The organism is Pleurocapsa sp. PCC 7319 (assembly GCF_000332195.1).
Lineage (GTDB): Bacteria > Cyanobacteriota > Cyanobacteriia > Cyanobacteriales > Xenococcaceae > Waterburya.
Genome location: NZ_KB235922.1, coordinates 2,101,285 through 2,121,682 on the forward strand (window position 1 = coordinate 2,101,285; position 20,398 = coordinate 2,121,682).

Annotated in this window: 15 protein-coding genes and 2 pseudogenes; 11 read left to right on the top strand and 6 right to left on the bottom strand. The window is 37.9% G+C overall.

Annotation, left to right across the window (positions count from 1 at the left end; all coding sequences use genetic code 11):
• The first annotated feature begins 12 nt into the window (after positions 1-12).
• The 8 genes and pseudogenes from PLEUR7319_RS0113360 (at position 13) to PLEUR7319_RS0113395 (ending at position 10,124) form a co-directional block, all read left to right on the top strand.
• Entirely contained in the window at positions 13-1,182 is a 1,170-nt protein-coding gene (locus PLEUR7319_RS0113360) for a glycosyltransferase family protein (protein ID WP_026102502.1), read from the top strand.
• Positions 1,183-1,210: 28 nt separating this feature from the next.
• Positions 1,211-2,428 (top strand): glycosyltransferase, encoded by a 1,218-nt coding sequence (locus tag PLEUR7319_RS0113365; RefSeq protein ID WP_019505740.1) that lies wholly within the window; start codon positions 1,211-1,213, stop codon positions 2,426-2,428.
• 82 nt (positions 2,429-2,510) lie between these two features.
• A pseudogene (locus PLEUR7319_RS35235) lies at positions 2,511-3,020 on the top strand (IS630 family transposase); the annotation flags it as partial.
• Between the two features lie 116 nt (positions 3,021-3,136).
• Complete coding sequence (locus PLEUR7319_RS35240; RefSeq protein WP_019505742.1) at positions 3,137-4,189, top strand: glycosyltransferase family 2 protein; 1,053 nt, start codon at positions 3,137-3,139, stop codon at positions 4,187-4,189.
• 2 nt (positions 4,190-4,191) lie between these two features.
• The gene (locus PLEUR7319_RS0113380; protein WP_019505743.1) at positions 4,192-6,018 is read left to right on the top strand and encodes an ABC transporter ATP-binding protein; all 1,827 of its coding nucleotides are present in this window, start codon (positions 4,192-4,194) and stop codon (positions 6,016-6,018) included.
• A gap of 182 nt (positions 6,019-6,200) precedes the next feature.
• Positions 6,201-7,415 carry a histidine phosphatase family protein gene (locus PLEUR7319_RS0113385; RefSeq protein WP_019505744.1) on the top strand — a complete coding sequence of 405 codons (1,215 nt, stop codon included), beginning with the start codon at positions 6,201-6,203 and terminating at the stop codon, positions 7,413-7,415.
• A gap of 25 nt (positions 7,416-7,440) precedes the next feature.
• On the top strand, positions 7,441-8,925 hold the full coding sequence (locus tag PLEUR7319_RS0113390; protein WP_019505745.1) for an iron uptake porin: 1,485 nt from the start codon (positions 7,441-7,443) through the stop codon (positions 8,923-8,925).
• Between the two features lie 173 nt (positions 8,926-9,098).
• Positions 9,099-10,124, top strand: coding sequence for an NAD-dependent epimerase (locus PLEUR7319_RS0113395; RefSeq protein ID WP_019505746.1), 1,026 nt, complete (start codon positions 9,099-9,101; stop codon positions 10,122-10,124).
• Positions 10,125-10,150: 26 nt separating this feature from the next.
• On the opposite strand, the pseudogene PLEUR7319_RS43500 reads toward PLEUR7319_RS0113395, so the two are convergent.
• Positions 10,151-11,562 (bottom strand): annotated as a pseudogene (locus PLEUR7319_RS43500) (RNA-guided endonuclease InsQ/TnpB family protein).
• 64 nt (positions 11,563-11,626) lie between these two features.
• Between PLEUR7319_RS43500 and tnpA the strand changes: the two are divergent.
• The 3 genes from tnpA (at position 11,627) to PLEUR7319_RS38100 (ending at position 16,019) form a co-directional block, all read left to right on the top strand.
• On the top strand, positions 11,627-12,049 hold the full coding sequence (gene tnpA, locus PLEUR7319_RS0113405) for an IS200/IS605 family transposase (protein ID WP_019503279.1): 423 nt from the start codon (positions 11,627-11,629) through the stop codon (positions 12,047-12,049).
• A 461-nt stretch (positions 12,050-12,510) separates the two neighbouring features.
• Complete coding sequence (locus tag PLEUR7319_RS0113410; RefSeq protein WP_019505747.1) at positions 12,511-13,332, top strand: sulfurtransferase; 822 nt, start codon at positions 12,511-12,513, stop codon at positions 13,330-13,332.
• Between the two features lie 56 nt (positions 13,333-13,388).
• A complete protein-coding gene (locus PLEUR7319_RS38100) occupies positions 13,389-16,019 on the top strand; it encodes an S-layer family protein (protein ID WP_019505748.1) in 2,631 nt (876 codons plus the stop codon).
• Here the strand turns inward: PLEUR7319_RS38100 and PLEUR7319_RS0113420 are convergent.
• The 5 genes from PLEUR7319_RS0113420 to PLEUR7319_RS0113445 form a co-directional block, all read right to left on the bottom strand.
• Positions 16,002-16,775, bottom strand: coding sequence for a hypothetical protein (locus PLEUR7319_RS0113420; protein ID WP_019505749.1), 774 nt, complete (start codon positions 16,773-16,775; stop codon positions 16,002-16,004). The two genes, PLEUR7319_RS38100 and PLEUR7319_RS0113420, sit on opposite strands and share 18 nt — an antisense overlap.
• A gap of 17 nt (positions 16,776-16,792) precedes the next feature.
• Positions 16,793-17,026, bottom strand: a complete 234-nt coding sequence (secG, locus tag PLEUR7319_RS0113425; protein WP_019505750.1) for a preprotein translocase subunit SecG — start codon at positions 17,024-17,026, stop codon at positions 16,793-16,795.
• Between the two features lie 120 nt (positions 17,027-17,146).
• On the bottom strand, positions 17,147-18,751 hold the full coding sequence (gpmI, locus tag PLEUR7319_RS0113430) for a 2,3-bisphosphoglycerate-independent phosphoglycerate mutase (RefSeq protein WP_019505751.1): 1,605 nt from the start codon (positions 18,749-18,751) through the stop codon (positions 17,147-17,149).
• A gap of 117 nt (positions 18,752-18,868) precedes the next feature.
• Positions 18,869-19,348 carry a thiol-disulfide oxidoreductase DCC family protein gene (locus PLEUR7319_RS0113435; protein ID WP_019505752.1) on the bottom strand — a complete coding sequence of 160 codons (480 nt, stop codon included), beginning with the start codon at positions 19,346-19,348 and terminating at the stop codon, positions 18,869-18,871.
• Between the two features lie 652 nt (positions 19,349-20,000).
• Positions 20,001-20,342, bottom strand: coding sequence for a hypothetical protein (locus tag PLEUR7319_RS0113445; protein WP_019505754.1), 342 nt, complete (start codon positions 20,340-20,342; stop codon positions 20,001-20,003).
• Positions 20,343-20,398 lie beyond the last annotated feature (56 nt).

Consider the following 20,398-nt stretch of genomic DNA (forward strand, 5'->3'; position numbering starts at 1 on the left):
CAGGAGAAGTTCATGAAAAAAGTCATGTTTTACTGCCAACACAGCCTTGGCATGGGGCATCTAGTTCGTAGTATTGAAGTAGCAAGAGGATTAATCCCCTATTTTCAAGTTTGTTTTATTAATGGTGGTCAGATTATCGAAGAATTTGAGTTTCCGCCAGAAATTGAAGTTGTTAATATCCCTGCATTAAAAACTGATACAGAGTTTGATAAACTCCAGTCTGTAGATAATGATTTAACTTTAGAACAGGTAAAAACTACCAGAAAAGAAATATTATTAAGTGTCTGCGATCGCTTTAAGCCAGATATTTTAATTGTTGAATTATTTCCTTTTGGTAGAAAACGTTTTGATTTTGAGCTAATTCCTTTACTACAAAAAGCCAAAGCGAGAAAAACTATAGTTGTTTCTAGTGTTAGAGATATTTTGGTTACTAAGCAAAACCAACAAGAGCATGAATTAAGAGTATGTAATTTAATAGACCAATATTTTGATCTAGTATTAGTTCATGGCGATCCCAATTTTATAAAATTAGAGCAAAGTTTTTCTAAAATTAATACCCTTAAATGCCCTGTGTATTATACGGGTTATGTATCTCAACCAGTATCACAAAATAATGTCTTAGACAAAGAATTTTTTCCTGATAAACCATTGATCTTAGTGAGCGTTGGTGGAGGTAGATTTGGACATGGCTTATTAAAATGTGTTGCCCAAACTGCACCTTTATTAAAGGAGAGTATTCCTCATGATATCAAGATCTTTACTGGACCTTTTTGTCCACTAAGCTTATTCCAAAGACTGCTTAAAGAAACTAATAATCAAGATAATATTTCTGTGGAATTATATAGTTCTAATTTACTTAATTATATGCAGCAAGCTGATTTGTCTATTAGTATGTCTGGTTACAATACCACGATGAATATATTAAGTACTGGTGTTAAAGCAATGATGATGGCATTTCAAGGTAATAAAGATCAAGAACAAGAAACTCGTGTTAAAAAATTAGCTAGTCTTGGTCGGGTGAAAATGATTCAAAATCAAGATTTAGAACCAGAAAAGTTTACTCAAGATATTATTGATTATTTACAGCACAAACCAGCTCAATTAAATTTGAATTTAGATGGTGCCAAGAATACTGCAAGCTATTTATCTCAGATAAGTAGTAAATCATTAGTAACAGTTTAAATCGATTAATAATTAATAATTTATCAAAATGAAAAATACTAAAACAATTTGCTTAACTGCCCAAGAATTCCCTCCCGATATTGGTGGTGTAGGTGTGTCTGCTAAACGTATTGCTCTATTATTAAAAGACTTGGGTTATCGAGTTCACATAGCAGTTTTCCGTGCAGTTTTTCGTAAAGAAAGAAAATTAGCAGTCGCCGGAGAGTTCCAACGTTCCTATTGTCGGACTAGCGAACAAGATGGTATTATTGTTCATCGTCTTCAACCGGCTATTCGTTCTACTGTAGCCCGCGATCAAGATTATTTAATGGATATTTATGGGCAGTTAACCGCTCTTCATAAAAAATATCAATTTGACGTGCTACACGCCTTTTTTATTAACGAAACTGGTTTTTTAACCACTATGTTAGCTAAAGAAAATAATCTGCCAGTAATTAATAGTGTTCGTGGTGCAGATTTGCACAAACATATTTTTGATTGTCAGCAACAAAAGCAAATTGCTTGGATTTTGGAGAATTCATCTTGGACTACTTTCGTCAGTCAAGATTTGATGCAACGTGCTAGATTATTCACTCCTGCTGTTACCTATAAGTCGTCTGCTTTTCTTAATTCGATCGCACCTGTAGATTTTGACAATTTACCTACTCCATCATTAGTAAATCAATTACAAGGTACAGTTATTGGTACAGTAGGTAATTTCCGTGACAAAAAAGGAATTGAATACTTGTTAGATGCTTGTCAGAAATTAGAAGCCGAATTTACTCTTTTATTTGTCGGCGATTTTGTGGCTAAAGAAAGACAATATTGGTTAAGAGAATTAGCAAATAGTGGCTTAGAAGACAAAATTATAATTACCGGAAAAATTAGCCGCCAAGAAGCTCTAGCTTATTTACCACACATGGATATCTTTGCCCTTCCTTCTCTTAACGATGGATGTCCTAATGCTTTACTAGAGGCTATGTTAGCTAAAAAAGCCATAGTGGGAACTAACGTTGATGCTATTGGAGAAATTATTGAAGATGGCATCAATGGTCTATTGGTTAACCCCTATAGCAGTCAAGAATTACAAGCTGCGATCGCTAAATTAATTGCTCAGCCTTTGCTCAGACAAACTTTTGGTAAATCAGCAAAACAAAAAGTCATTCAAGAATTAAATCCTAGTGTTGAACAAGCTAACTGGGATGAAATTTATCATAATGTTTTGTTAAGTAAAAGTCAGCTTCAAAGAGCAGTAGTCACAGTCTAAAAGTAATAGAAAATAAGCTTAGTAGCCTAAAAGCTTAAATATGATAATAAGTCTAATAATAAATAAGTAAGTTCGAGAAAGAATGCCAGCCAAAGATTACCTAACATCAGAACAACAAAAAAAACTGCAAAAATCTTTAAAAAGAGAAGAAAATGGAGATATTAGAGAAAGAATTTTAATCTTATTATTACTAAATGATGGTAAAACACAGCAAGAAATAGCTGAATTTATTGGTTGCTCAAAAAACAAAGTCTCTTACTGGTGTATACATGGAGATCCTGATAATTTAGAGAGTCTTAAAGATAAAAGAATGCAAGGTAATCACCAGAAAGCTACAGAAGAATATATAGAAATATTGTTAAAGACAATCAAAGAAAAGCCACAAGAATTAGGATACAAATTTGAGAGGTGGTCAGCTCAAAAATTAGCTATACATCTAGAGAAGAAAACACAAATTAAGTTAAGTGGTTCACAAGTAAGGCGGATCTTAAAAAGAAAAAAGTCCGTTTACCTCTGGCTAAATCGTAACTTAGATTTCCAGAGAAGATTGCTAAACAAACAGATGTTAAAAGACAAAATAAAAGAGTATTTGATAATAAAGAATTGGTTGTTAAATTCAAAACAAAGATTAAATATGAATTTAATACTCTAATTACGACTTCAATACACGATAAATTGAGTAATAAATAATCAAAGGAGATCGAAATCATGAATCAAGTAGATGTAACTCTAGTAGTAGTTCCCAGAGAACGTTTTAGCTATAGTCGCGAATCCTTAGAAAGTATTTATCAATGTACTGATCATCCATTTTCTCTAGTATATATTGATGGTAATTCCCCAGAAAAAATTAAACAATATTTAGAGCAAAAAGCAGTAGAAAATCAATTCAAGCTAATTAGAACAGAGCAATATCTTTCTCCTAATCAAGCTAGAAATATTGGTCTTAAGCATGTTAAAACAAAATATTTAGTTTTTCTTGACAATGATATTCACGTCTCACCAGGTTGGCTCAAAAAATTAATTAAATGTGCCGAAGAAAGGGACGCAGACGTAGTTGCTCCCTTGGTTTGTATCGGTCAAAAATTACATTCCAAAATTCATTTGGCAGGGGGAGAAGCGCGAATAGTGTTGGAAGTCAAAAATAACAAAATGAAGCGCAAAGTTCACGAAAAACACTATTTTGTTAATCGTCTCGTCGCCGAAGTTAAAGATCAACTCCAACAGCGACGATGTGAATTTGCCGAGTTCCACGGTGTGTTAGTCCGTACTGATATTTTCAATCAAATCGGCGTACTAGATGAAAAATTACTTAGTACCAGAGAACATATTGATTTTTCCATGTCTGTTACTGCTGCAGGAGGAAAAATTTATTGTGAACCAGATTCAGTCGTTACCTATGTACCCGATTCTGGGTTTGAATGGTCAGATCTTACCTATTTTATGTTGCGTTGGAGCGATGCTTGGGAAGTTGCAAGTTTAGAACATTTCAGTCAAAAGTGGGATTTACCCCAGCAGGATAAATATTTCAAAAAACGTTATAAGCGTCTTGGACAACGCCGCCATCAGGCTTTCTTACGTCCTGTAGTGCGTCAAGTCTCTATTGGTGGCTATTATACCTGGCTGGAAAAATTATTGATCTCAGCCGAAAGGAAATTGAATCATCATATTACTGATCGCGCTTTATGCGTTGCTTCTATTAATAGCGCAGCCTCGACACAGTTCAATCGCCTCGGTAAAGAAGAACTAATAATTAATAATTAATAATGAAGAAGAAAAAGCGTCTTCAGGATCTCAAACAACAATTATCAAGTGTTAGGCGTGTACTTAAGCATTTTTCTCCGCAGATTAGCCAACAAGGAGGATTAATCACTGTTTCTTTCATTGCATTATTGCTAGAAACGGGGTTTCGTATCCTCGAACCTTGGCCGCTCAAATTTATTTTTGATGAAATTATCTTTAAAGAATTCCAAGTTGAATCTTTACAAGTTCCTTTTTTAGACAACTTTAATGTCATTACCTTATTAACTTTTTTGGTTCTGGCTTTAATTGTCACTGCTCTGTTACGAGGCACAATGGCTTATGTCAGTACGGCAGGAATGGCAGTAGCTGCAACTAGAGTAATGAGTGAAGTTCGAGCTAATTTGTACTCTCATATTCAAAGCCTTTCTCTTTCTTTCCATCACAAAGCCAAAACAGGTGATTTAATCACTCGCGTCACCTACGATATTGAAAGACTCAGAGAAGTAACTGTCGTAGCTGCGTTACCTTTGCTCATTAATAACTTAACTATGGCAGGGATGTTGGCAGTAATGATGTGGCTAAATTTGCAGTTAGCCTTAATTGCGGTGATTATCTTTCCCTTGTTTTTAATGACCACCACCATCATGAGTAAACGTATTCATCAGGTTGCCAAAAAACAACGGCAACGGGAAGGGGTGATGGCAGCTACAGCAGCCGAAGCAATTGGGGCAATTAAAGTTGTTCAAGCTTTATCTCTGCAATCGATGATTGAACGAAACTTTGCCATCCAAAATCAAAAAAGCCTGAATGAAAGTGCGCAAACTCAAAAGTTAAGGGCAGGACAGGAACGTACAGTAGAAGTATTAGTGGCGATCGGAACTGCTTGTGTTCTCTGGCGCGGGGTAATGTTAGTCAGAGAGGGAACCGTTACTCCTGGGGATTTGCTGGTTTTTATTACTTACCTCAAAGTAGCTTTTAAACCGATGCGCCAACTGGCAAAATATACTGGGCAAATTGCTAAAGCGATCGCTTCGGGAGAGAGAATTGTCGATCTATTGGAAATAGTACCAGAAGTTAGAGACTCTAGATGGGCGGAGCCGGCTCATTCTTTTCGAGGCATAGTGGAATTTCGTCAAGTTAGTTTTGCCTACGAAAACCAATCTAATAGTCTTAATAATCTTTCTCTAACAGTTTTGCCAGGGCAAAAAGTAGCTCTAGTAGGAGCATCTGGAGGGGGAAAATCTACTTTAGTAAGTTTAATTTTACGTCTTTACGATCCCCAAGAAGGTCAAGTTTTAATTGACGGACAAAATATTAAGAACTATACTCTCGATTCTCTGAGAAAACAAATCAGTATTGTTCTGCAGGACAGTATTTTATTTGCCGCCAGCATCAGGGATAATATTGCCTACGGTTGTGCCAAGGCAACTAATAGAGAGGTGGAAGCTGCTGCCCGGTTAGCTAATGCCCACGACTTTATCATGGCACTCCCAGAAGGTTACGATACTGAGGTGGGAGAAAGAGGGGCAACTCTCTCTGGAGGACAAAGACAACGTATTGCGATCGCCCGTGCCGCTATTCGTAATGCTCCAATTGTAATTCTTGACGAACCAACAGTTGGACTCGATAATCGTAGCGAACAAATTGTAACCGAGGCTTTAGAGCGTCTAACTGAAACCTCGACTACCTTTTTGATTACCCACGATTTAAGAACCGCCAAAAATGCCGACCAAATCTTTTATCTTGAAGGCGGGAAGATTGTCGAACGAGGAACTCATCAGCAATTAATGAGCCAAGGTCAAAACTACTCTACTCTTTACCGATTACAACAAACAGTTCAATATCGTTAGTAGTGGTCTGTAAACTTTGATTTGAAGGATAAACGAGCTTTGCTCGTAGCTATAAGCCATAAGCCCTTCGGCTTCAACACTTGCTTTAAGCGAGAAGTATTGAGACTAGTAGTGGCGTATACCGGAAAGTACTGACTAAAATAGGTTGCGACATCCAAAAAATAATTGGTAAAAATCGATCAATGAACCATGTTTCTCCTTCCCCTGTCATCTCTCTTCCAGATTCTCAATCAACAACAACCACTAAAGTCATTTTGGTTCGCCATGCTCGCACCAACTATAATGAGCAGGGTCGATATCAAGGCAGTAGTGACGCCTCAGTACTAACAGCTAAAGGACATAAAGATGCCTATCGAACTGGATTAGCTTTACAACAATTTTCTTTTGATGCGATATACACTAGCCCTTTAACTAGGGTGCAACAAACAACTCAAGAAATTACTTTTGCTTTACAGCAAACAGCTGATAATCTGCCCACTGTGATTACTGAGCCGAAATTGACTGAGATTCAGATGTCTGATTGGCAGGGATTATTCTACCAAGAAGTGAAAGAAAAATTTTCTGAAGCTTATCGTTGTTGGCTAGAAACACCCCATCTTTTTTCTTTTAGTACTAGCCCTACTATTTCTTTTCCTGTATTAGATTTATTCCAACAAGCAGAAAATTTTTGGCACCAGGTTTTAGAACAGCATCGAGGTCAAACTATTCTAGTTGTGGCTCATGGGGGGACAAATCGGGCATTGATTAGCACAGCCATTGGATTAAACCCTGAGCATTATCACAGTTTACAACAATCTAATTGCGGAATCAGTTGTTTAGAATTTTCACACACGAATTATAGTAGTGGTAAATTAAGCTTTCTCAATGTAACCGATCATCTCAGTGAGGATTTACCCAAGCTCAAGGCGGGAAACACAGGCTGGAGATGGCTATTATTGTCCAATCAAGTTCCAGAAAATTTACTAGATTCGTCTGCTTTACCCAGGTTCGTCAATCGAGATTTAATTAATTGTATCTTGACAGACAATTCTCAAATGTCAGAACATTTAGCTAATAAACTGCTTAAGTTTGGTAAACAGACAATACATTTATCAGTATCTCAAGATTGCTTTCTCGAAAGCTGGCAACAGACAATTTTTAACCGACAACAGCTCAACTATGATTCCAAACCAGCCAGTTTAATCACTGGTTTGATTATTGCACCAGAAAAACTACTCTCTCAAATTGTCCGTAAAACTTTAGGTATCGCTACTCCTTTAGAAATAGCTAATCACCTTAGCGTAATTCATTATCCCCACGGCAAACGACAATCTATACTGCAGGGTGTATTGCCAATTAATAATAGCCATCTAGCTGATAAATTAAATAATAATCAATATGCTGTAAATAATTTATGATTTACTATTTTGTAGTTGGAGGTTGATGAGAAAAATCTTTAAGCCAACTGTAAAGTTGGGAATAGTTGCTATTGCCACAATTTTCTCTTCCTCTATTACTTTAGCTAATACTTTAGAATCAATTCCTGCTGTATTTAAACTCAAATTAATCCACAATTCAGACCGGGAATACCTAGCATTACAATCCTTGGCACAACGTTATAGCTGCTCTACAAAATTCTCCCACGATCTCAGTAATATTCCTATTACACGTTACGAATTTGCTGTCGGTTTAAATAATTGTTTACAGCAATTTGAATCTATTTCTGACCCCAAAGACTTAGCTACTTGGCAGAGACTGCAACAAAATTTTGCTTTAGAATTAGTTGACTTAAGCAATAAAATCGATGAGGTTGAAACTGATCTAAACCAAGTAGAAGTACATCAATTTTCTACTACAACCAGACTTAATGCTCAGGTTTTATTCTTTCTTGCAGATAGTTTTGGTCAAGAGGCAAATAACAGCGCAACTTTTTCAGGTTATCGAACCAGATTAGATTTTGATACTAGTTTTGATGGTCAAGATCTGCTCAAAATTCGTTTAGAAAATAGAAATATCGGACGTTTAGACGATGTTACAGATACTTTTTTAAGTCGTTTAAGTGTTGATGGTGATAGTGATGGTCGAACTGAAATCGCCGAACTTTCTTATGCGTTTAGTCCTGCCAAAAATACAGAGATTATGTTGGGAACTGTAGGAGTTGGTCTGAATGATATTGGAGAAGTTTTAAATCCTTTTTCCAGTAGTAGTCAAGGTGCATTATCTCGTTTTGCTCGCAGAGATCCCGCTACTTTACGTGGTGCAGGAGGTTCGGGAATTGGCATCGAACAAGAATTTAGCGACAAAGTTTCTGCCAGTGCCGGTTATTTAATCGAGAGTGAAAATGTTGCTAATCCTGAAGCTGGTAGGGGGATATGGCAAAGTTCTGCTAGTGCGATCGCTCAACTTGTGCTTAAACCTAAAGATAAATTGGCTTTAGCCTTAACCTATACCCATATTTACCAACAAAATGAAGATGTTAATCTAATGGGTTCAACGGGAATTGAAGAATCAAATCAACCATTCGGTAGTAATGCCACCACTGCAAATAATTTAGGCTTACAGTTCAATTGGATAGTTAATTCTAGTTTGGAAGTTGGCGGGTGGTTTGGCTATACTCAAGCTCAACAACAAAACAATGGTGATGCCGAAGCCACTATTCTGAATGGAGCCCTAACCTTTGCTTTCCCCGATCTGCTGGTAGAAAATAATCTGGGAGGAATCATTATCGGTGTACCACCAGCGATCGCCAATCATGATGATAGTAGTTTAATCGCGGCAGAAACTCCTCTGCACATTGAAGCTTTGTATCGTGTAGAAATCGATGACAATATCGAAATCACCCCTGGTTTTTTTACCATTATCAATCCTGATACCGATGATGGTAGTACTCTTTGGGTGGGCACAGTCAGAACTTTATTTCGTTTCTAGTCGAGCAAAAATATAGCTGACAGCTTTTAATGAAAAATCTCTCATAAAAACTTCACATCTCCTTCATCGATCGAGACGAAGATATCTTTTAAAGGCAAAAGAGTAAATAAGCATTAAATATCAATAAGCATTTTCTTAAATATTAATTCTTAATAGAAAGCTATAACTATTCAATGAAAATTCTAATTACTGGTGTAGCTGGCTTTATTGGCTACCATTTAGCAAAAAGACTATTAGCAGAAGGGAACCAAGTACATGGGATTGATAATCTTAACGAATACTATGATCTTACTCTCAAGCACGCACGCTTAGAGCAACTACTACCACACCCTAGATTCACTTTCGATTATTTAGATATTAGCGATCGCTTTTTGGTGACTGAATTATTTCAAAAACATAATTTTGATTATGTCATTCATCTAGCTGCCCAAGCAGGAGTTCGCTATTCCCTCAAAAATCCTCACGCTTATGTTGATAGCAATTTAGTTGGTTTTACTCACATTTTAGAAGGTTGTCGTCAAAGCCAAATTGAACATTTGGTGTTTGCTTCCTCCAGTTCAGTTTATGGTGCCAATACCAAAGTTCCTTTTGCCGTTAGCGATAATGTAGATCATCCAGTTTCTCTGTATGCAGCTACAAAGAAAGCTAACGAATTAATGGCACACGCCTATAGTCATCTGTATCAAATTCCTATGACTGGGTTGCGATTCTTTACCGTTTATGGACCATGGGGTAGACCCGATATGGCTTATTTCAAATTTGTCAGAGCGATCGCCAAAGGTGAAAGGATTGATGTTTACAACTTTGGTAAGATGAAGCGGGACTTCACCTATATTGACGACATTATTGAGGCCATAGTCAGAGTTCTGGCAAAAACTCCCCAATCTTCAAAAAATCAACCTCCTTATAAAATCTATAATGTCGGCAATAATAATCCCGTAGAGTTGAACGAATTTATCGCTATTATCGAGAGAATAATGGGTAAATCAGCCCAGAAAAATTTACTCCCCATGCAGCCAGGAGATGTAGTTTCTACCTTTGCAGATATAGATGAATTAATAGCAGATATAGATTTTAAGCCTACGACTACACTTGCTCAGGGGTTAGAGAATTTTATTAACTGGTATCTAGAATACTATCTTGATTCTCCTGTCAGTGTGGATAAGTTAGTCACAAGAAGATTGGTGACTGCTAGATAACAGATAACAGATAACTGTGAAATGAACTACCCCAACGCAAGGCGATGGGGTTTCCCATGAACCTTGGAATTGCGTTGTGATTTTTGACGTTTCATCTGCCCAAGTTGCTTCATCGAGCCAGTATGCTTACGCTTACTAGTCAAGGAAGTAGAGCTTAGACATCCACTGTCTGAGAGATGCGTCCCACACCCCTGTTGCTGGTTTGTAGCAACGTTATACATGACAAGTACAGAACCTCGATCACGTTCAATTTCAAAATTACAGCTATCACAAATATGATAGCGATTAGACAAGTTAGCCCAGTCTTTATGTACCGTCCCGCATTTAGGGCATCTTTGACTAGGTTTGACTCTTCTCGTGTTTAATCGAAGTAGCAAACCGCCTTTGGCTTCAATTTTGTAAGCAATCATTTGGTTAAGAGTGCCAAAGCCAACAGAAAGTATAGACTTATTAAGTCCTGCTTTCTGCTTCTTACGAAAGTTGCTCATGGGGGAAACCCCCAAGACCGCACTTTCGCGCTTCTTACGTTTGCTACCTTGTCTTGCTTTGCGTGTTAAGCCTTTGGTATTTAGCTTTTCAGTTACCCCGATGTCATGACGACTTGCTATGTCTGAGGTAATTTTGTGCTGCCAATCGGCACGCTGATTTGCCACTTTGCGCTGTAATTTTGATACTTGTCTTCGTGCTTTTTCCAACGATTTGAAGCTTTTATGCTTTTCTTTCTATTTGGTGCGCGTTTTCTTCTGAGTTTTTTTGATTCTTGCTTGACTTTCTTCTCTGTATTTTTCGTAAAACGAGGATTAGATACTTCCTCAAACTTTTTACCATCAAAGCAAGTAATAGCAGTAGCAGTACCCAAATCAAAAGCAACTATTGACTCATATTTCAAATCTGACAAAGAACCAAACTTTGCTTGTTCAACTGAAACATTACAAGTAAAACTGGCAAACCACTGTTTTTTGCTTGGCTTATAAACAATGGTTAACGTAGTTGGAGTACACCAAGATTTTGCTTGTCCTCTCATTTTCAGGGTTATACCTAAATCATTAAGAGTAACTACGCCGTGCTTACCGTTGGTTTTAGCCTTCCAACCAGACCTAGAACTATATGTCCAGCCTGAATAATTTCTAATCGCTTTGAACTTTGGCAAGCCTCTTAATCCTTTTAGAAAAGAATTATGGGCTAAATCAACCCTTTTTACTGTTGACTGCAAAGCTTGAGAATGAAGATAAGCAAATTCAACCCATTCTTTTTTGAATGCTGGTAAACAGTTTTGCTGTTGAAAATAGTCAACAGTTTTTTGATTTTTCTTCCACTCAAAGCGGCGATGAGCGATACAAGCATTATAGAGATACCCATGAAGACGACGAGCAGCAAACAATTCTCTTTCTTGAGTCTTGTTTGGGTACAGCCGAAATGTGTATCTTCTAAGTGCCATATGTGATTTAATAGATTTAATGTTTCAGTCGATAAGATAAAGCATATCACAATCAGTCGATGTCATGTCAACTAGCTTAAGAAAAGCTTCACACTCTGTTTTTTCTATTCACTTGCACGTAATTTTTGTGACTAAATATCGTCGCCAAGTTTTGACTAAGGAGATGATTAAGGATGCCAAAAAAGTATTTCAAAGAATTCTAGAATCTAACTACTCAATTTTGTCTAATTGCGAGGGTGAAGCTGACCATTTGCACTTGCTTATTGACTTACATCCAAATAACAATATTTCTAATTTGGTATCTTCTCTCAAATCTGCAAGTAGCAGGATTTTGAGAAAAAAATACCCCCAGGAAATAGCTCAACATTACTGGGGGAAAAATGCTAAATTATGGCATGACTCCAAGTGTATTATTTCTTGTGGCGGCGCACCATTAGAAGTCATCAAACAGTATATTGATAATCAGTCAGGTGGAAAAGAATCTTGATTGGATGCTGCGCAGTTTGTTATTTGTCGTGCATTCATCCCACAACTTAAGAAGATGGGGAATTCTGCACGACACTTCGTTAAATCTTAGAGACTATAGATAGGTCAACGTGAGCATCCAACGAAAAGAATTCGTTATGTCTGAGAGAAACAATTTGTTTTCTAGGAGTTCGACGAGATGGAAAAAACTGAAATATTTCGCAACTTTCTAATTTTTAGATCTCTAAAGTCCTGATTATTTCGTTAAGAACAACATAACTCCTAACTCCTAACTCCTAACTCCTAACTCCTAACTCCTAACTCCGAATTCCGAACTTACGTAGGTCAATTTTAATCCGCTTACACTGAATCTACTTTTTCCCAAAGTCAATCTCTAAAGCATTTACTCTCTGGTGCTTGCTAATTCAATTAGCTTACTCCATAGTCTTAAAAGAGGAATGATTAGTGATGTGAATTAATGCGATGACCAATAATTATTATGTAAATTGTCAATGGTTGGCAGAAAATCTAAACCATCCACAGGTAGTGATTGTAGATTGTCGTTTTCAACTTGCTTCTCCCACCTGGGGATACGACCAATATTGTCTTGCTCATATTCCAGGTGCTTATTATTTAGATCTAAATCGAGATTTATCCAGCCCAGTAAAACTTCATGGTGGTCGCCATCCCTTACCTAATCTAGACCAACTTGCCACTAAGCTAGCCTCTATTGGCATAGTCCAGTCAGAGACTTTGGTGGTAGCCTATGATGATTCTCGTTTTGCTTTTGCGTCTCGTTTGTGGTGGCTGCTGCGATATTTAGGTCACGATCGCGTTGTTTTACTTGATGGTGGTTGGAATGCTTGGCAAGCTACTGATTATCCTACTACTCAAGAGATTCCTCAACCTCAAAAAGGCTCTTTTATTTCTCAACCTCAAACTGACTGGATTGTGAATCTAGAAACAGTTAAGAGCCGTAAAGATTTGCCAGGTGTGATTTTAGTTGATTCTAGAGATAGCGATCGCTATGAAGGGAAAAGAGAACCCATCGATCCGATTGCTGGTCATATTCCAGGGGCAGTTAATTCTCCTTGGAAACAAGCTTCTGAGCCAGAAGGATACCTGCATCCTCAAAAAGAACAAGCAAAATTGTGGTCTTCTTATCGACAAGCAGAAGAAATAATTGTTTACTGCGGTTCTGGTGTAACTGCTTGTGTTAATTTACTATCTTTACAAATTGCTGGTATTGATAATGCCAAGTTATATCCAGGTGGGTGGAGTGATTGGTGTTCTTATTTAAGATGAACCACTGCTCGCTGTATGATTGTGGGAAGAGACTGCATATATTCTCTTATCCAAAGATGATTAGAATAAAATATTTGGCAATTAACAAAGCGATCGCTCTTGGGGCGATCGCTTTTTGTGACCTTTATGCGCAAAATTCAGTTCAAGCGCAGGTAATTGAAGACAACACTCTCTCTACAGAAGTCAATAGCGAAAATAACCGTGATTTCACAGTTAATGCCGGAGATCAAAGAGGCAACAATTTATTTCACAGCTTTAGAGAATTTTCCATACCTAATAATGGATCGGTCTTTTTCAATAACGCGATTTCGATTCAAAATATCATTACCCGTATTACAGGTTCTTCTATATCTGAAATCAACGGTTTAATTCAAAGTAACGGTACAGCAAACTTATTCTTAATTAATCCCAACGGCATTATTTTTGGTGAAAATGCCACTTTAAATATAGGTGGTTCATTTATTGGCACTACAGCAGAAAGTTTGGTTTTTGAAGACGGTAGCCAATTTAGCACCAATCAAAATAACTTAGAGCCTTTATTAACAGTCAGCGTACCTTTGGGTTTACAGTTTGGCAATAACCCTGGCAAGATTACTAATCAAGCTAATTTTCAAATTCCTAATCCTGCTGACCCCACTGGTCAAAGCCAAATTAAATTGGGACTTACTACACCACCAGGAAAAACCTTGGCACTATTGGGAGGGGATATAACTTTTGATGGCGGTGCAATTACAGCCACCGCAGGAAATATAGAATTAGGTAGTGTTGCCGAAAATAGCTTTGTTTCTCTGAATCCAGTTCCACAAGGATGGAATGTTAACTACGAAAAGGTCAGCCAATTTCGCGATTTAGAATTTAATAACTTAGCCTCGGTTACTGCCAGTGGAGAAGGTGGTGGCAGCATCAATATTCAGGGGCGACGTGTGCAAGTTTTAAATGGTTCGGCAATTTTTTCTGATACGGTAGGGGCAATAGATGGAGGAGATATTACTCTAGAGGCAACAGAACTAATTGAGATTACAGGAAGCGATCCCACTAATCAGGTTTTAGATCCTGGCTTTTCCCCCATAGGCATATTTTTTCCTATTTCCAGTCGCATAATTACTAACACCTTTGGTTCAGGAGACGGTGGCGATATTATATTTAAAACCCCAAAACTTTCTATCCTTGATAGTGCCAAGATACAAGCGCAAACCGTTGCACTACCAAATAATCCCGAGCAGCAATTGGGTGCTAGTGGCGATATTCTGATTACAAATGCGACGTCTGTTGAGTTAAAAGGTTTAAGACCCCTGTTGGGGGTTGCTGATAATGCTCAAGAATTATTTCCCATACCACCCGAAGCCAGAGCTGTTTTGGATTTAGCGCGTTTGATTGAAATCTCTAGGGGAAGCCGTATAGATATCGTATCGGCAAGTAATGGTCCTGGGGGAGATATTAACATTTTTACCGACCAACTAAAAATTAAGGATGGAAGTAGTATTAGTAATTCTCCTGTTCCCCCAGGTATTGGCAATGGGGGAAATATTAACATCAACGCTCAAGAATTGATTGAAATTTCAGGTTCTTCTATACCAGAAAGTGAATTAGTCGGTTTAATTACATCTAATACCTTTAGTTCAGGTAATGCCGGCAACGTCAACTTAAGTACAAATCGATTATTGCTCCAAGATGGAGGGGGAATTACAGCAGGGACTTTAGCACTTGGTAATGGGGGAGAGATTGTTATCAATACTCAAACTCTCGAAATTATTGGCACTTCAGGAAATGGAGTACTTAGAAGTGGATTAGGCTCAGAAACTTTTACTATTGGCGACGCTGGAGATGTAAATATAAATACGGAGCGCTTGACTATTAAAGACCAAGGGCAGATTACCGTTAGGGGTTTAAGCTCGGGCACTCCAGGAAATTTATTTATCAATGCTAATACAGTTGAGCTAAATAATAGTGCCAGGATAACTGCTGCTAATGCTTCTGCTACTGAAGGAGGTAATATTCAATTACACATCAAAGACAATATTACTCTACAAGAAAATAGTATTATTTCGGCTCAAGCTTTCGCCAACGCCAATGGAGGCAACATCGATCTTGATGCCAAGTTTATTATTGCTTTTCCCCAACAAAATAACGACATTGTTGCTAATGCGATTGGCGGAAATGGCGGAAATATAGCTATATCTGCTCTGGGAATTTTCGGTATAGAAGAGCGTAATTCCCAACCACCTAATATTACTAATGATATTGATGCTAGTTCTAATTTTGGAACAGAAGGTAGAGTGACACTTGTCTTTCCACAATTCACTGCCACCCAAGGATTGTTTAATTTACCTCCCGATTTTGTGGATGTGGATTATTTGTTTAAAAATCAATTTTGCCAGATTAGTCAAGAGAGTCAATACATTATTACTGGTCGTGGTGGCATTCCTCGGATTCCCGATGATGATTTACTCTCTGAAAATACTTGGTCTGACTGGCGCATTATAAATCAAGAATTGGAAACAGTAGAAAAATTAGAGCAAACTGAGGAAATAGAGCAGGTCAAAAAAATTGAAATGATTCAAGGGTGGGTCACAGATCGTCAAGGCAATATTGTTTTAACCGCCAATCCGACCGTTGTCACTCCTCATAAACCAGAATTGTCCACTCCTGGTTGTAATCAAAATCGAAAATTAAATTTTCCAACCTAATCTAGTTGGCTGTTGGTAAATCTTTTTGAGGGTATTAATATCTCTAGGGGAAATTGGCAGGGGATCGCGTACCTGAGAAAAATATAGTGCATCACTTTTTTCTGGGCTATGTCCCCAAATACCCAGTGCATGACCTAATTCGTGGCGAATTGTGGCTAAAAGAGATGCTCCTGCGGAACTAGGGCTAACTCTTACTGTCATACGATGGGCAATTAGAGTCGGATTTTTTCGTAGATAAAATTTGTAATCGGTTTCGGCCGCAACTGCTCTAGGAATATCATACAATCCTGTGTCGCGGTTTAATTTAACTTCCCTATCTGGTTGCGATCGCAAGATAATAATGTCGGCTGATTCTCGCTCAGAAATTTCTTGTAGGGGAAAATAAACATTCCATTCGGCGATCGCTTTTTGGACGGCTAGTCTCCACTGCCGGAAACGCTGAGCTGCTGCGGTATCTTGAACAGTTATCGGCTGTTGGACATAAACAGTTACAGGAAACTTTGACCAAACTAAATAACCTAAAGGAGTAGATTCAACCCGATCTAAATAATTGCCACTATTTGATTTATCTTGCCAGTTAGCTAATGATTCTGGTAAGGGATGAACTTGAGGCGATGGTAAATCAGAAGTAGAGGGAGATTGGGATAAGGCAAAATTAGGAAAAATCAAGGCAATTAATAAAGTAGCGATCGCCAATAGAAATTGTTTTTGCCATTTTAATCGCCACTTACGCCAATAATTAATAATCAAATCCAAATCAATAGTTCACTTGATTATTGTGCTAACCAACCAGCACTTAAAACAACGGTTAAAGCCACAAAAACAATACTTAAAATCCAGGTAATACGGTTTAAAGCGTTCTCAGCACTTTTGGTACTGGTGAACATCTGAGACTGTCCACCAATGCCACCCAAGCCATCACCTTTAGGACTGTGTAACAAGATAAATATAATTGATAATAAGGCAGAAAGTGCCCAAATAATTTTAACTAATTGATATGTATTCATCACAAAAATCTAATTTAGGTTTTTTCTTTAACTAGAGACTGATAGCCATTGTAGGCTGTTAACAGAGACATATTCAACTTGTTTTTAATAGATGGCGTAAATTTGCTTGGTTCTAATTGATCAACCTCTCATCGAGATCCGAATTGGAGTTCGATTAGCTTTAGCTTCGTAAGATGCTGGTTCAATTAGAGATTGACCTGTCATTTCTTTTGGTTGAGGTATCTGCAATATTTCCAGGATCGTTGGTGCTACATCCGCCAAACAACCATCTTTTCTTAAAGGTATTTCTGTTCCGTGTCCGACAATTTTTCTTGCTTCACCTTCAACTAATATGAACGGTACTGGATTCGTCGTATGTGCAGTCCAAGGATTGCCTTCACTATCTCTCATATATTCAGCATTACCATGGTCGGCAGTAATCAAAAGAGTTCCTCCAGCTTTGTTAACGGTTTCGACTACTCTACCTAAACAGCGATCTACAGTTTCGATCGCCTTGATTGCTGCTTCCAAGTTACCCGTATGCCCAACCATATCGGGGTTAGCATAATTAACCACAATCAAAGAATAAATACTTTTATCGACTGCGTTACAAACTGCATCAGTCACTGCTTGAGCCGACATATCTGGCGCGCGGTCATAGGTGGCTACCATCGGACTTTGAATTAATTCTCGGTCTTCTCCCTCACAAGGTTGCTCCAATCCACCATTAAAAAAATAGGTAACGTGGGGATATTTTTCTGTTTCTGCAGTACGGAATTGACGTAAACCATGCTGAGCAATTACCTCTCCCAAAATGTTAGTCAAATTTTGCGGTTTAAAGGCTACCTCTACAGGGGCACTAGCATCGTATTGGGTAAAAGTAATAAAGTTTAGGGGCTGAATTTTTTCCCTGGTAAACCCATCAAAATGGTCATTTACAAAAGCATAGGTAAGCTGTCTTGCTCTGTCTGGTCGGAAATTAAAGAAAATGACCGAATCACCTGACTCAACTGCTCCTGAGGCTATTCTGGTTGGAGGAATAAATTCGTCAGTAACTTCTTCGGCATAAAAAGATTCTAGAATTTCAGAAGCTAAACGCCCATCACTAGAACCGTTTTTGACCATGATCTCGTAAGCTTGCTGGACTCGATTCCAACGGCGATCGCGATCCATTGCATAGTAACGACCACTAATAGTAACAATACGACCAACACCAATTTTATCGATGGAGTCTTGAATTTTATTTAGTGCCTTGATCCCTTCCGTAGTATAGGTATCTCTGCCATCGGTAATCGCATGAATACAGACATCCTTGACATCATTTAGCTTGGCTAAATTGAGCAGTCCAATAAGGTGCTTTAGATGAGAATGTACTCCGCCTTCTGAACAAAGACCAATTAAGTGCAGTTTACCTCCAGAAGCATTAGCTTTGGTGCAAGCATCAATTAATACTTGATTATCTAATAATGAACCATCCTCAACCGCATCAGATATTCTGACTAGCTCTTGGGGAACAACTCTTCCCGCACCGAGGTTAAGATGCCCAACTTCCGAATTACCCATCTGTCCATCAGGCAAACCAACATCCTTCCCTGATGTATTAATTAATGTATTCGGATAGACTGCTTTTAAGCTACTAAATATTGGTGTCTCGGCAGTGGCAATAGCATTAGCCTCTGTGGACTCACGATGACCCCAACCATCTAAGATAGCTAGCACCACTGGAGATACAGGTGCTTGAACCATAATTGTTACCTATAATAATCTCTGGCACATTGATTGGATTGATAATATCAACGCAAACTACTTGAGTGCAAGGATATTATTTACTTTGACTAATTATTATTGCCAGCTTTCCAATCTCTAATATATCTTACATCTGCCAGGATCAGACTTAGACTTAAGTTTTTCTTGCCTTTTGGCAATCACGGTCGCAAGATCTGGTCTTCCTGTAAGCTTTAATCGCCAGTCTGCCCAAATACCATACAGCCAGTCGGCGATCGCACCCAAGACGGGCAACTTAGTAATGGCATAAATCCAGCCCATCCCCAGCTCTTCGTAAACACGCCGAAACACTTCAATATCTTTGATTATCTTGTCATCGGGTAACACAGCATGAATACGACCCATCGCAGTAGCAAAATCGATCCCCGCATTATCTTGAGAATCGTAATCTAGATCGGCAATGTCCACAAATTTGACAATTCCTCTACCTGCGTCCTTCTTGGTGAGAAAATTGACTTCACGAACGCACAAGGGACATTCTCCGTCGTACAGTAGCTTAATTTTCCAGGTTGGTTGATTTGGCTCTTTCCCACTCGATGTCGTTGTAACAGATGTCATAAAAATGCTTTGAACGTTTAATATAAATTAGCTTGATTGGAGCGTTTAGCTATTAGTTATTAATTTTTGGCTTTAACTACTCAGAAGTCAAAGGTCTCAATCAGATCTTTGATATCATTTATGTAACGATTTACAATTGCCAATTAATATTCTTAAACATAAATATTCAATAGCTTTAACTTCTGCTCTAACTATTGAGTGCGACTAGCTTACGATCAAAAATAAATTCGCTGTAATCGGCTATGGTGTCCAACCCAACATAGTTAAAACAAACCTCTAGGGTCAACCAAACCCCAACCCGCAGTATTAATTTTTTCCATTTTATTTCCATAGCATTTGACCTAAATACTAAACTGAGAATTTTGCTCCTGTTACTAAAGTTAACAATTTGCGTAACAAAAAGCAACAATATCCCGCAGATATTGAAAATACTTATATTTGCGACCACAATTTATATCAAAAAAAGAGCGAAATGGCGAACTATATTTAACACTTATTAATATTTAGGCTTATATCAAGCAATTTATGCTAATAGATATCTATTAGATTTAACACAATTTTGAAGCTAGACGGAAAAATCCCACGACTTCAACAAATGTGTAGTCGTGGGAGTGCCAAACGAAAAGGATCTAGTATAATTACCGCTGTGAGCTTAGTAATGTGGATAGTATGATTCAATGTCAGTTTGATATTGAACGTTAGATTGATTTGCTTCTTGGTCAATTACATTGTATTCACCGATCGCCGCTGCTTCATTGGTATTAACTTGTAGAGAGTTTTGAGCATCGCCAGCAGAAGGAACACCGTAGGCATCAAGACTTAGTTGATCTTGGAAGCTGGTTTGGTTAGCTTCTTGTTCAATATAGTTACCGTAACCTACTGCTGCTGCTGAGTTGCTATTGATTTGCGCCGAATTTTGAGTATCTTGAGCAAAAGCAGTTAAAGGAGCGAAAGCGATAACTGCAGTAAAAATTGCTAATGTAGATTTTTTCATGTTTATAGACCTCGTAAAAATTGAATTTTGTATTTGTTTTGCTTACATTTAATGAT